The organism is Anoxynatronum sibiricum, assembly GCF_039414295.1.
Lineage (GTDB): Bacteria > Bacillota > Clostridia > Peptostreptococcales > Tindalliaceae > Anoxynatronum > Anoxynatronum sibiricum.
In genome coordinates this window covers 61,779-75,850 of sequence record NZ_JBCITM010000018.1, presented here as the reverse complement: position 1 = coordinate 75,850, position 14,072 = coordinate 61,779, and the positions used below count along the sequence as shown (strand labels likewise).

The following is a 14,072-nucleotide window of genomic DNA, read 5'->3' as shown; positions in this document are numbered from 1 at the left end:
ATTCTCATATGTTAATGTTCACAGGGAAAAGTTATCGTATGGCCAATTCATTAATGAAGTAATTTTGGTAACGCTGGTAATTGCATTTTTGACTGCCAAAAGTTGTATTTCTCTATTGCCAAAAACACACTGTAGAAATGATCCCTGAACTTTCAGCTTTCGCAAAAGTGCAGGAACGATTGAATTACCTAAATGAAGCTATTGCAGATAACCTTGAACAGTTAGCACTTTCAAAAGATGAAGACGCTCGTACTGGTCACAAGACAGCCGATACTGCTTTTGGGTATAAAACACATCTTGCGATGAGTGAAGAACGCATCATTACCGGTGCCACAGTTACAACAGGAGAAAAAAACGACGGAAAAGAACTCCAAACACTGGTTGAGAAGAGCCAGCAAGCTGGCATGACGATTGAGGAAGTCATTGGAGACGCAGCCTATTCTGAAAAAAGAAATTTGGACTATTTCCGAGAGAATAAGATTAAACTGATTTTAAAACTCAATCCCGTTATTTCGCAAGGTGCACGCAAGCAACACAATAAGTTCGAATTTAACAAAGATGCAGGACTTTATGTTTGTCCAGCTGACCATATGGCCATAAGAAAAGCACGAGGTGGTAAGAAAATTAGAAATCAAGTCACCACATACTATTTCGATGTTGAGATATGCAAGCGGTGTTCTAATCGTGAAGGCTGTTACAAAGAAGGAGCTCATTCTAAATCCTATTCTGTATCAATTAAATCAGACCTTCACAAAGAGCAAAAGGCGTTTGAAGAAACAAAATACTTCAAAGAGCGAGCCAAAGAACGCTATATGATTGAAGCAAAAAATAGCGAACTAAAACATCAGCACGGGTATGATGTAGCAATAGCTTCGGGCTTAATTGGTATGCAGATGCAAGGGACACTCTCAATTTTCACGGTGAATATTAAAAGAATACTCAAGTTGATAGGACAATAATATAGAGAAAACTGACTAATTAATAAACAGAGCACGAACTATTCAGTGAAAAACCTGCATAGTTCATGCTCTGTTTTGATTTGCTAATATTGTTATTGAAAAAATGGTTCTTTTTCAGTGGCCTCCAGTGCAGGAAGTGTTTTTGTTTTGGGGATTTGCATGTAAACCTACATCAAAGTATCTAACAAAAAACCTCAAATATCATCCAGTTTTTTCAAGACGTTGATCCGAACTGTTTCTTGGCGGAGAAACTCCTATAAAGAATCTTAACCTATGAAAATGATAAAGACAAAGACCAAGTGGCTGACTGGGCTTATGAGGCTGTCAAAAAAACGGTTAGCATAGGAGTCTTTAGCGGAAAGACTGGGGAAACCATTAATCCGAAAGACACTTTCACCCATGCTGAAGCAGCGACAGCTGTCAGAAACTTACTGGTAAAGGCACAACTGATTAACCCGTAAACATAGTGAAGATTCAAATAATATAATAGGTATCAAAACAAACACCTTCTGGCTTTACACTACCAGGAGGTGTATTTACATAATTAAAAGAACCTGACAAATGCGCATGTCTAGCGTACAATATGTGTAAGTGATGACACACTTGGCATGCATAAAACCCAACAGCATTGATAACGCTGACCAGGAGGGATGGAAATGGTCAAACCAATAATAACATCCGTGCTTATTCTAATGATTCTATGTGCATTGCTACTGATCAACTATGCTTATAAAAGAAGAAAAATGCCGGCAGCTAAGTATTTTATCATGCTCTTGATCTCAGCAATTTTTTATGGCGGGGCATATATTGGTGAAATGAATGCCCCAGACTTAACGTCGGCTCTGGTTTGGTTTAATTTGCAACATATACCCATCCCAGTTCAACATTATCTTTGGCTGTTGATGAGCATGGAGTATGCCAGGGCTTCGAAAAAGCACTTACAAATAGCTAAATACGCAGGACTGTATCACCCTCTTTTATATATTGCGATTTTCTTTACCAATTCCTATCACGGGCTTTATATTTCCGCTTATCGCTTTGAAAGCAACGGGTATTTCTCTGTAATTATTACTGAAAAAGGGCCTCTCTTTTTTTTAATGGTCGCTTCAGGGACCCTTTTAGGTATGATAGCCATGTTTTATTACCTGCGAGGGTTACTAAGGGCCACAGGTATGCACAGATACGGCTATTTAGTCATGATAACTTCTTCAATACTACCGTGGCTTACCGTTTATTTAAATGCTACCAATACCAGTTATCTTGGGATTGATTACTTTCCGGTTGTCTCCATATTTTCGGGAATGCTGTATATCTTTGGTATCTTCTATCTTCGGGTTTTTAACACCATTCCCATAGCGACAGAGATAGTATTCAAACAAGCCAAAGAAGGGGTTATCCTCATTGACTCAACGGATTACATTGTCGATGCCAATGAAGCCTTTCTAAAAATCTACCCCGACCTGAATGTGCCTGCGAAGGGTAACTTCACTTCATTTTTAGAAAAGCATCCAGAACTTAATGGAATCTCCGATGAAAACCCCGTTCCCCAGTTTACTTTACGCCAAAATGGTCAGGCAAGATATTATTCGGCTGTAATCACCAAGATAGTAGAGGAAGAACTGGAAATTGGCCAAATACTTACGGTCAACGATATTACCCTGTTTGTCGATAATCAAAAAGTATTGGAAGACATTGCCTCCACTGCGATTGATAAGGCAGAGATCAATGAGATTTCTTTCTTACAAGCTCAAATCAATCCCCATTTTTTAAATAACACGTTAAGTGTGATTGGTGCCATGATTAAAAGGGATCCCGAAGGGGCCCGGGAGCTTATCGGAAATCTGGGTGAATACCTTGCCAATAGATGCTACTTCGACAGCACTTCTTCAATGGTGTTAATAGAAGAAGAACTGGAAGCAGTCAGGACATATGTAGCCATTGAAAAGACAAGATTTGGTGAAAGGCTTAATTTTCAAATTATCCATACCTCTACTCCTGCACTCAATATACCTCGACTGATTCTCCAGCCACTGGTGGAAAACGCTATCTGCCATGGCATATTAAAAAAGGGAGCAGGAGGCAATATCTGGCTAATGATTGACCATGACGAGGAAAAGATAAATTTCAAAGTAAAGGACGATGGAGTTGGGATGCCTCCTGAAAAACTTCTGCGGTTAACGGCAGAAGAAAAACACAATGAAGGAATAGGAATTCCTAACATCCATAAAAGATTAATCAAAAATTATGGTGCGGGGCTTGAAATAGAAAGCAGATTAGGCGAGGGGACAATCGTCGCCTTTTCGATTCCGATCTCTGGCGCCAGAGCGTAACTATTTGTCAGAATCCTGTCAGAGCCCTTTGCTATAATGAAACTATTCTTAAGTTAAACGGAGTTGAAGTGATGATGATTAGAGCCATAGTGGTAGATGACGAATGGTACAACCTTGAAGAATCCAGTGACTTTATTGACAAAACGGAGTCGTTTCATGTTGTTGGTAAGTATCAAAATCCTTTAATGGCTCTCGAGGAAATTGAAATGACCGCTCCTCAAGTGGCATTTATCGATATCGATCTGCCTGAAATGGATGGTATTACCCTTGCTGAAAAGCTGTTAGAGACAAACGCCGCTCTGATAATCGTTTTTATAACCAGCTATAATCAGTACGCAGTCCAGGCATTTGACATCAATGCCATTGACTATATTCTAAAACCCATAAAAGCTGAACGATTTCAGCGAATGGTTGAAAAAATTAAAAATGAAATCGGCGCTCAAAGCCAGGAGTCAGCAACAATCTTTCATATCAGAGTTTTTGGTAAGCTAATGGTTACCATCGGCGATAATCCGGTTAAATGGCAACGAACCAAGGCCAAAGAACTGTTTGCTTACCTGCTAATGGAGCAGGGTCATTATATCCACAAAGAAAAAATCATTGAAGATCTTTGGCCCGAACATGATCAGGAAAAAGCACTGCAGATTTTACAAACATCCGTATGCAAAATTCGAAATCTTTTTTCTTCAATAAAAAAGTCAGTACAACTGAACTACAGTGATAACAGCTACTGTCTATGGATAACAGAGGGAGTCAGTGATTATTTCCATGTGACACAAGCCTTAAGCAGCTTTAATCGGGAGAATACGGCCACATACACTGCGGTTGAAAAGGCAGGAATTCTGTTTGCGAAAGGTTTCTTAGCAGAAGAAGGGTATTTATGGGCCACAGGAAAGGATCAACAGCTGCGGGAAGATCTTTTGATCGCCTTGAAAGAGATGATGAATGCCTATAGCACTAGAGGATGTGAAGAGGCGACCGTAAGGGTTTTAAAGGGCATCACAAAACTGGCTCCTTTTGATGAAGATTTAAATTATAGGCTGATGAACATCTATCAGAAAACAGGCAATGCCGTAGCTGCCTTTAACCATTATCAATGGTTGGAACGCACCCTGGAAGAGGAGTATGATGCGACCCCCTCGAAGCGAATAAAAGACTTATCTGTTGAGGAGTAGTGCAAAAACGATGCTTCCTTGCAGGACCTTCCAAGACCCCGGAACTGGAATCTGTTTCTGGGGCCTTGTTTTTTTATGTGAAGGAAGATTTATAACGTTTGCCAGTAACCATTGTTTGTCAGAATCGTGTCAGAGGGCTTTAGTATAATCAAGATAACAATAGAGTTGTTCTTTAGAATCATCCTCTATCGTGAACTTATTTTACAACAGGAGCGTTTTGACATTTAAGGAAAAGTGAGGAGCGGATAAAGATGAAAATGAAACAAAGACTGGCCCTGGTTATTATTCTGGCACTGGTATTATCAGTGATCGCCCCAGCAGGTTTGCCGGTATATGGGGATGCTGGAGGTAGTGCTGCTGCCAATCATACCTTTCACATCAATGAAGGGAATATCACGATAGCATCAGGAACAGGAGAGCATGCTGGCAAGATTGCAGTCACACATCAATCATCGCCAAGTGTGACAGCGTTTGTCTATGCAGCGGATAACATCATCATCACCGGTACCACCACAACCAACAGGGTTGTGGTGAATAGTGGCGTAACGGCAAATATCACTTTATCTGATGCAAATATAAGCAGAACAAGTTTCAGCTTGAGCATATGTGTCTTTGACATGTCTGGTGCAATTGTCAATCTCACTTTAGTAGGAGACAATTTCTTGAGGAGCAATTCGCTTCAACCTGGGTTAAAGGTACCCGAGGGAGCAACCTTGACGATAAAGGGACCGGGCAGTCTAAAAGCCGAGAATGCTTTTACAGGTAGTTCCAGTGCAGGTATTGGCGGGAGTAATAATCAAGCAGGTGGTATAATCAACATAATAGGCGGCACAATAACAGCCATGGGAGGAAACAGTGGAGCAGGCCTTGGGGGTGGCGGGCTTGGTAACGGTGGTACAATCAATATTTCAGGGGGAACGGTTACGGCCATAGGCGGAGATTATGGAGCAGGTATTGGTGGCGGCACTGGCGGCAGCGGTGGTATCATCAATATCACGGGAGGAACTGTTAGTGCCGCAGGGGGCAGGGCTGCAGCAGGCATCGGCGGCGGCCTTAACGGAGGCAGTGGGACAGTCAGCATTTCAGGAAATGCCCGAGTGACAGCAACAGGCGGCGGCCCAATACTGGAACGTCAAAATGGCTGGGATATTGGTTCAGGCAGCGACAATACAAGTAATGGCACCTTGAGAATTCAGGGTGATGGCAACCAGAACCCTACTGTCATCTTCACAACCTACGGTGTCGATGCTGGTATCCCTGAAGGGGTGGAAAAACCCTATACCTATTGCACAATAGAAGGTGCCGGGGCAAGAGACAAAAATGGTGTCATGATAGACGGTGCCTATGGCCCTGAGGCAAAAGACCAGGCGCCCCTGATCGTCACCGGTGCGCCCACCAGCCTGATAATTGGTGAAACCTGTAACCTCAGCAGCTTAATCAGTGGTGGAAGCACCACCGGTGCCATCACCTACAGTGTGAGCGGAAGCGGCGTGGATGTGAGCCATGAAGGGATTGTTACTGCAGTGGAGGCAGGAACAGCTGCCATTACAGTTACTAAAGAGGGAGACACATATTTCAGCGCCGTTTCGACAACAGTGACAGTAAACATCGCAGCCCCGGTGATGCCCACCATTCATCCTGCATCAGTGAACTATGATTTGACAGCGCCAACGGATAGATTCACTACAATCACATGGGGAAGTGCCGCTAGTGTCACAGCGGTAGTTCATGGAAGTGAAAATTTGGTGCTGGGTACAGATTATACAGTCAATGGAAATAAGCTGACGCTACAGGCTGATTATTTGGAGGCCTTAACCTTAACAGCGGGAGAAGTGATGGAATTCAGCATATGGTTCAACAATAACAGCACGGAAACCCTGACAGTTCATGTTGTAAAAGGGTCTATTCCCTCAGATAACGCTAACTTAAAATCACTGACAATCAGCGCAGGTACGTTGAACCCTGGGTTTAGTGAAAATACATTGCAATACAGTGTTAATGTAGACAACCGGGTCACCAGCATAAAGCTGACCACAGTTACGGCAGATAGTAACGCAACAGTAACAATCAATGGAACAAAAGTCATTGGTGGGAATGTGATACCAATAAGTCTGAACACAGGAAATAACATGATCACCATCTTAATAACAGCTGAGAATGGAAGTACTAAGACTTATGCGATTCATATGAATAGAGCGGCAGCAAGTGGAGGCGGTGGATCCGGCGGCGGCACCTCAGGAAGCAACCAGGATAAACAACAGCAGACAAACGAAACCGAAAAAACAGAAGAAATAAAAGAAATTGAAGGCTCAAAAGACACACAGGAAGCAAGCCCTCCTCAAAAAAGGATCCTTCTCACCATCGGAAAACGGGAGATTGTACTAAATAATGAAACCCATCAGCTGGATGCCATGCCTTTTATTGATGGTGAAACCAACAGAATCCTGGTACCTCTCAAATTCATCAGCGAAGCCCTGGGAGCAACGGTGGCCTGGCTGCCAGAGACAAGACAGGTACTGATCACAGAAGGAGACACAGAAATCCTGCTGACCATCGGCTCTAAAGAAGTCCTGGTGAATGGCGAAATGATCCTGATAGATACCGAACCAAGAATTATCCCTCCCGGTCGCACCTTTGTACCCCTGAGGGTTATCGGAGAGCTGCTGGGAGCAACGGTGACATATGATGAGGGAACAAGAGAGATTCGCATAGAAAAATAAAAGAAATGAAGCGACATTATAAACAGAAACTTATTGAGGAGGTGCACCTATGAACAGCAAAACAAAGAAAATCTTAGCGATGATCCTCATTGTAGTAATGATTTCCCCCACAGTTGTTTTTGGAGAGGGCAATAGCAAGGACGATTTACAGGGGCATTGGGCAGAGAAAAACATGAGACAGTGGATTGCAGGGGGATGGATGAAAGGTTATCCAGATGGAAGCTACAGACCTGACGGAAAAATAACCCGGGCAGAATTTATCACGTTGATCAACAAGCTCTATGGCTACGACGCGACAACAGAAGAAAACTATGAAGACATAGAGAAAGAAAGCTGGTATCACCAGGCAACAGCAATAGCAAAGCATAACAAGTATTTTGATTGGTATAAAGAAGACAAGCTGTATCCAAATCAGCCAATTACCAGACAAGAAGCAGCTGCTGTTATCACGCAGATTTTAAAACTAAATGCCTCAGAAGATCTGACAGCAATAGAAAGATTTAACGACAAAGAGACAGTGCCAACCTGGAGCAGAAGCTATATGGATGCAGTCGTAAAAGGGGGGTATGTAAGCGGTTATCCTGATGCGACATTAAGACCGGCGGGAGATATAACAAGGGCAGAAGCAGTCGTGATGCTGGATAAGGTCGTCGGAGAATTAATAAGCAGGAAGGGAATTTATGGAACCGCTGAAGAAACAAAAACAATCAAAGGAAATGTCACCATAAGTGCCCAGCAGGCAGCGCTGAAAAACATGGTGATAGAAGGAGATTTAATATTAGCGGCCGCCATCGGAGATGGAGACGTAACCCTGGAGAACATAACAGTAAAGGGAAAAACCATCGTATATGGTGGCGGGCCAAACAGTATTATACTGATTGATTTCAATGGAAGTCAGATCATAATTGATCTTCCAGACAACAGTGCTGTCAGACTGGTAGCATATGGAGACACCCACGTTGGGGAAGTCGTTGCTTATTCGGATGCCATTCTTGAGGAAGCTCAGAGCCTTACCGAAGATGGATTTACAACAATCAACATTTATCAGGGAGCCGCCATAACCTTGATAGGCGCTTTTGAAAGTGTCAATATAGGTGCCGGCAACGCAACGCTACATATGCAAACTGGATCCATCAATACCCTGGTGGTAGAAGAAGCTGCTGCCGATGCGATGATTAACCTAAGCAACGGAACAACCGTAACACATTTAAATATCCATGCACCTACCCAAGTAACTGGCTCAGGCAACATAGAAACCGCACAGATTAACAGCAATGACGTTATGATTGCTCCGGTTCCATCTATCATCAATATAGGAGAAGGGATCACATCAAGGGTAGGAGGAAAGACAGTCAATCGCAGTACAACCATCACGACAACCATCACTACAGGAGGCGGTGGCTCCGGTGGCAACTCCGGCAATAACTCCGGTGGAGGTAATTCTGGCGGCGACAGTGGTACTCCTGACGACAATGGCGGTGGAAGCATACCCAACAATCCACCGAAGGTAGTACAGCCAGTACAAGATATCAACAACGCTGCTCTGGGAATCCAACTAACAGTGGATTTGAGAAATACCTTTGAAGACAAGGATGGAGATCCTTTAATCATAAGTACAAATCTGGGAAAAGTTGAAAATGGTATATGGAGCTATACACCAACAGCATCGGGAACCATGACAGTCGTCATTACTGCAGCGGATGGCAAGGGTGGCAGTGCGACCACAACCTTCAAGGTGACAGTAACAGCAGTAACGGATCCCACCAACAATCCGCCAACAGTCACAAGTACCGTATATGCCATATCAGATGCCTTTGTAGGAATAGAGATAATGGTCGATTTAAGCAATGTGTTTGAAGATATCGATGGCGACCCATTGACATTAAGCGCTAACGTAGGAACCATCGATAATGAGGTGTGGCGGTATACACCCACAATAGCAGAAGCAAGGACAGTCGTGATTACCGCAACGGATGGCAGAGGCGGCAGTGCGACCACCAGTTTCCTAGTGACGACATTAACCATCGAGATCACAGAAATCATCGTAACGTCAGCGGGAGATATAACCGAAATCGAAGAAGGCAACACGTTACAGATGCGGGCAGCGGTTTCACCAGCCAATGCAAGTAATCAAGAGATCCTATGGTCAGTAGACGCCATGACAGGGACGGCAACCATTGATGAAGACGGCCTATTAACCGCAACAACAGCAGGAACTGTCAACGTAAGGGCGACCGCAAAGCACCATTCAAGTGTAACGGGCAGCAAAATCATTACCATACACCCTGATAATACGCCGCCTGCCCCAGGAGATGGAGGCATGCTGACAATATCAGAGGTCAAGACAGATGGTATGAAGCTGAGTTGGACCAAGGCAGCTGATGACAAAACAGCGGTTTCTCAATTAGAATACGCAGCTTATCACTCAGAGACAAACAATATAAGCACCGTTGCAGAAATGGAAGCCAACGGAACCCCTGCAGGAGACTACACAGCAGATATTGACAGCATCGTGATATCTGGGCTGGAGGCCGATACGCATTATTATGTCAATGTGATTGTCAGGGATCAATCGGGAAACAAAGCAGCTTATACGATGACCTCTGAGAAAACCTTTGAATATGAGCTGTATTATGCAAGCTACACAGAAAATGCGATTGAAAAATTAGGCATCACCACCGGGGAAAAAACCACGGTTGTCTCTCAAGTGGATGACAGCCCCTATTCTGGACCACAGGCAATCACTGTAGCAGGGGGGCGGGTTTATTGGGCAGGACAGGATTCTCAAAAAATAGAATCCGCTAATTTAAATGGCTCCGACAGAAGAACCTTGGTCAACACAGGGATAAGCAATGTCACCGGCATCGCCGTAGATCCAATCAATGGTTGGGTTTACTGGGGAGACTACGGCAACAATGCCATAAAGAGGACCAACATTGATGGAACAGAAGTAAGCACCATCATTTCACAGGCAGATAGAAGTACTGCCACCTATAAAGGACCCTTTGCATTGGCCATCAGTGGAGACAAGCTCTACTGGGTGGGGGATAGCAGCCTGGTGATTGAAAGATCACATCTCGATGGAAGTGAAAGAGAAACGGTAATCGCAACTACGGGCAGCCCCCAAAGCGTCGATACCATCGCCATAGACCAAAGCAACGGAAAAGTCTATTGGAGCGACTATGATAACAATCAGATAAACAATGCCAATCTGGATGGAACAGGTAAAGAAGCGGTTGTTTCTACAGCAGATGAAGGCAGCAGCTACCCCGGGGTGAAGAGAATCGCCATCACGAAGGAGCGGTTGTACTGGATAACCGATTCTACTGGAACCATTTATTCATCAAAGCTTGATGGCAGTGACAGGAAACTTTTTTGGACGCCATCTTCGAGTTCAGTCATTAAAGGTTTTGTGATCGTCGATCCTGGGCAGCTGTAATAGAAAAAAGGCATCACAACCATTTAAAATCAGGTCTTTAATCAGGTCTTTAATCAGGTCTTTAGAGAGGAGAAATGAAAGTCATGAAAATAAAATGCTTGCGGGTCTTCGTGATCACACTCATCTTATGTCCCATGTTTATGATACAGAGCTGGGCTTCTGACCCATATATCGGAGAAATTAGAATGTTTGCCGGTAACTTTGCACCAGTTGGTTGGGCATTTTGTGAAGGGCAGCTGATATCGATTTCTGAAAACGACACTCTATTTCAGATAATCGGCACCACCTATGGCGGCGATGGAGAAACTAATTTTGCCCTTCCCGACCTAAGGGGCCGTGGACCAGTACATGCTGGAAACGTAGTCTCATTAGGTGAAATGAGGGGTATGGAAACGGTCACGCTGACAGTACAAAATATACCGCCTCATGTGCATACAACCACAAAACTAACGGTTTTTGATCTCCTTAAAACCACCCCCGATGTTGGAAATGTGCCTATGTCAGCCATGCTTCTACTGGCAAAGACGGCAAAAAACGAAAAAATATATGCCCCTGCAGCTTCTGCAAATGAAGCACTGGGAGGGACACATATTGAGGTAAAGGTGGACACTACTGCCCTTACCAATATGGTAGGGCAGTCACAGCCTGTTGAAAACATACAGCCTGTTCTCCATATCAACTATATTATATCCCTACAGGGCATTTATCCATCTCAGTTTTAAAGAGGCATGCATCGGCAAGAAGCTTAACTGATAGCAAGCAATCGAATCCTAAAAGAAGATAATGGAAAGGATTGGATATATAATGAAAAGAAAAATGATGAAAATCATCATGGTGACCCTTATCCTTTGCAGTTTCTTTACCATGCAAAGCTGGGCAAGGGATCCATTTATTGGAGAAATTACCATTTTTGCCGGTTCAGGAGATAAACCTCCAAGAGGTTGGGCCTTCTGTGAAGGGCAGCTATTACCCATTAGTCAAAACACAGCATTATTTTCACTACTTGGTACCACCTATGGCGGCGATGGACAAACTACCTTTGCGCTGCCAGATTTGAGGGGAAGGGTACCTGTGCATCCAGGTCAGGGAACAGGCTTAACAGACAGGTCATTAGGAGAAGAGATGGGAACAAAGGAAGTAACCCTTATAGAAGCTCAAATGCCCGCCCATCGGCATGAGATAACGATGGATCTGGAGGTAGAGGGAACCATTAAAGTTTCGGATGCCATGGGAAGCAGCCCTGAACCCCAGGCAAACCACGTGTTGTCAAGGGGAAATGAAAATGAAAGAATTTACTCCGATGGTGTGGGTGCTGCGGTAGAGACTGCAACAGTAAATGAGGCAGGAACAGATGCGTTGGTTACCTTTACAGATGCCGGCGAAAGCCTGCCTGTGAGCAACATGCAGCCCTATATAACAGTTCGATACATCATTGCTTTGGAGGGCTTGTTTCCTATAAGACCTTAAATACAACAATGAAGAAGGACGGTGGAAAAAATGAAAAAAAAGATTTCAGGAATGATCATCATCACCATTCTCCTGTGCAGCCTTTTTACCTTACAAACCTGGGCAAATGAGGCCTATCTTGGAGAAATTAGGATATTTGCAGGAAATTTTGCCCCAAAAGGCTGGGCCCTTTGTAATGGACAGCTGCTACTCATTAATCAGAACCAAGCACTTTTTGCACTGCTGGGTACCACCTATGGAGGCGATGGAGTAACCACATTTGCGTTACCTGACTTAAGGGATCGGGTAGCCATTGGTGCTGGAGATGGGTATAATGTAGGCGATAAGGGTGGCAGTGCCACCGTAACCCTTATACCAGCAAATCTACCTGCCCACAGTCATACTGCTGAGGTAACGGCTGATGTAACTGGAACCATTGAATACACCAACAATGAAGGAAATACGCCACTACCAGGAGGCCATATGCTGGCTAGGGGAGATAAAAATGAAAGAATTTATTCCGATAATGCTACACCAACAGATGGCATTAACATTGAGGTGACAATAGATCCGCAAATTTCGACGAGTGCGGTAGGCGGAGGACAGCCGGTCAATAATATGATGCCCAGTTTAGGATTAAACTATATCATCGCACTGCAGGGAATATTTCCGAGCTTTGATTAAACAGAAGGGAAAAACGTCGTTGGGGACAGTCTCAACCCGTATCAGAAGGGATCAAACACGTTCAGTACGGCAGGAAAAGGAAGATGCCAAGCTGCCCCAGTTTAATATGGCACTTGTATGTGGCGAAGCTCCCATCTTCCTTTGCGCCTTCTACTGAACCTCATTAATCACCAGCTGGTAATCGTTGCATTCAGATTCAATCCGATCATGCAGTATCTGTTTAATGGCCGCAATTTTGTCTTCATCGGCAGGTTCTGCCATGGTCACCTCAACGGTGACCATGGTTTTCTTTTCCCCCTGAGCCACCCGAATCACCTTCACCTTGACACCGGTTACAGCTTCGTTAAGGCAGGCCAGCACCTGATCCTTCGCCGCCTCTGTTTTTGCCGTGTCGATGGAGACGGGGTCAATGTGCACTGTCAGTTCAATACCCATCTGGCTTTTCACCTCTTTTTCCAGCTGGTCAATGACAGTGTGGGCATCCACAATATGGGTGGTATCCGGCATTTCCGCGTGAATGGAGGCCACTACCCTTCCCGGGCCATACTCATGCACCTCCAAGTCATGGGCTTTCAGCACAAGGGCACTTCCATCAACAATGTCATAGATTGCATCCACCACGTGGTCCTCCGGGGCTTTTCCCAGCAGACTGGTGGCGGTGTCTTTGGCGGCGTCAAAACCGGAATACATGATTAACAGCGAAATGAGCAGGCCCATGGCACCATCCACGGGAAAAGCCGTGTACTGGCCCAAGATCATGGAAACCACCACCAGAGAGGTGGCGGCCACATCGCTGATACTGTCATAGGCGGCGGCCTTGTTAATGCTGGAATTAATGGTGCGGGCAATGTAACGGTTATAAGAAAACATCCAAAGCTTCACCAGAATGGAGAGGATCAAAATCACCACAATCACCAGGTGATACTGAACGACTTCCGGGTTCATCAGCCGCTGGAAAGACTTTTGCAGCAGCTGAAAGCCCACCAAAAAAATCAGGGCGGCCACCACAAGGGAACCAATGTATTCCACCCGGCCGTGGCCGTGGGGGTGATTGCCGTCAGGGGGTTTATTGGAAATCTTGGCACTGATGATGGAAATCACCGACGAGCTGATGTCTGTCATGTTATTGAAGGCATCGGTAATGACGGCGATGCTGTTGATGAACAGCCCCAGGGCTAACTTCACGGCAAAAAGAAGCACATTGCAAAAAATGCCCAGGTAGCCTGAGAGGGAAATATACTGTTCGCGCACGTCATGATTGCTGACGTCTTCATGATTGTTGATCCATTTTCGGATAATTCGCTTAATCAAAGGTCTCA

9 protein-coding genes and 1 pseudogene are annotated in these 14,072 nt (G+C 44.5%); 9 read left to right on the top strand and 1 reads right to left on the bottom strand.

Annotated features, from left to right (window positions below):
- Window positions 1–113: 113 nt before the first annotated feature.
- The 9 genes and pseudogenes from AAIG11_RS14310 to AAIG11_RS14270 all read left to right on the top strand — a co-directional run.
- Window positions 114–959, top strand: a pseudogene (locus tag AAIG11_RS14310) (transposase); the annotation flags it as partial.
- 263 nt (window positions 960–1,222) lie between these two features.
- Window positions 1,223–1,420 carry an S-layer homology domain-containing protein gene (locus AAIG11_RS14305; protein WP_343186913.1) on the top strand — a complete coding sequence of 66 codons (198 nt, stop codon included), beginning with the start codon at window positions 1,223–1,225 and terminating at the stop codon, window positions 1,418–1,420.
- 195 nt (window positions 1,421–1,615) lie between these two features.
- A complete protein-coding gene (locus AAIG11_RS14300; protein ID WP_283410793.1) occupies window positions 1,616–3,289 on the top strand; it encodes a histidine kinase N-terminal 7TM domain-containing protein in 1,674 nt (557 codons plus the stop codon).
- Window positions 3,290–3,363: 74 nt separating this feature from the next.
- The gene (locus tag AAIG11_RS14295) at window positions 3,364–4,464 is read left to right on the top strand and encodes a response regulator (RefSeq protein ID WP_343186911.1); all 1,101 of its coding nucleotides are present in this window, start codon (window positions 3,364–3,366) and stop codon (window positions 4,462–4,464) included.
- Window positions 4,465–4,715: 251 nt separating this feature from the next.
- Window positions 4,716–7,184, top strand: coding sequence for a stalk domain-containing protein (locus AAIG11_RS14290; protein WP_343186910.1), 2,469 nt, complete (start codon window positions 4,716–4,718; stop codon window positions 7,182–7,184).
- Window positions 7,185–7,233: 49 nt separating this feature from the next.
- Window positions 7,234–10,623 (top strand): S-layer homology domain-containing protein, encoded by a 3,390-nt coding sequence (locus AAIG11_RS14285; RefSeq protein WP_343186909.1) that lies wholly within the window; start codon window positions 7,234–7,236, stop codon window positions 10,621–10,623.
- A gap of 74 nt (window positions 10,624–10,697) precedes the next feature.
- A complete protein-coding gene (locus AAIG11_RS14280) occupies window positions 10,698–11,345 on the top strand; it encodes a phage tail protein (RefSeq protein WP_343186908.1) in 648 nt (215 codons plus the stop codon).
- A gap of 97 nt (window positions 11,346–11,442) precedes the next feature.
- Entirely contained in the window at window positions 11,443–12,090 is a 648-nt protein-coding gene (locus AAIG11_RS14275; protein WP_343186907.1) for a phage tail protein, read from the top strand.
- 30 nt (window positions 12,091–12,120) lie between these two features.
- Complete coding sequence (locus AAIG11_RS14270; protein ID WP_343186912.1) at window positions 12,121–12,753, top strand: phage tail protein; 633 nt, start codon at window positions 12,121–12,123, stop codon at window positions 12,751–12,753.
- Between the two features lie 150 nt (window positions 12,754–12,903).
- Here AAIG11_RS14270 and AAIG11_RS14265 read toward each other — a convergent pair whose 3' ends face one another.
- Window positions 12,904–14,064 carry a cation diffusion facilitator family transporter gene (locus AAIG11_RS14265; RefSeq protein WP_283410503.1) on the bottom strand — a complete coding sequence of 387 codons (1,161 nt, stop codon included), beginning with the start codon at window positions 14,062–14,064 and terminating at the stop codon, window positions 12,904–12,906.
- Window positions 14,065–14,072: the final 8 nt, after the last annotated feature.

What these genes read in the sequence shown, in the direction of transcription:
- AAIG11_RS14300 (WP_283410793.1), top strand. Translation starts at nt 1,616, where the DNA reads ATGGTCAAACCAATAATAACATCCGTGCTTATTCTAATGATTCTATGT.
- AAIG11_RS14295 (WP_343186911.1), top strand. Translation starts at nt 3,364, where the DNA reads ATGATTAGAGCCATAGTGGTAGATGACGAATGGTACAACCTTGAAGAA.
- AAIG11_RS14290 (WP_343186910.1), top strand. Translation starts at nt 4,716, where the DNA reads ATGAAAATGAAACAAAGACTGGCCCTGGTTATTATTCTGGCACTGGTA.
- AAIG11_RS14285 (WP_343186909.1), top strand. Translation starts at nt 7,234, where the DNA reads ATGAACAGCAAAACAAAGAAAATCTTAGCGATGATCCTCATTGTAGTA.
- AAIG11_RS14280 (WP_343186908.1), top strand. Translation starts at nt 10,698, where the DNA reads ATGAAAGTCATGAAAATAAAATGCTTGCGGGTCTTCGTGATCACACTC.
- AAIG11_RS14275 (WP_343186907.1), top strand. Translation starts at nt 11,443, where the DNA reads ATGAAAATCATCATGGTGACCCTTATCCTTTGCAGTTTCTTTACCATG.
- AAIG11_RS14270 (WP_343186912.1), top strand. Translation starts at nt 12,121, where the DNA reads ATGAAAAAAAAGATTTCAGGAATGATCATCATCACCATTCTCCTGTGC.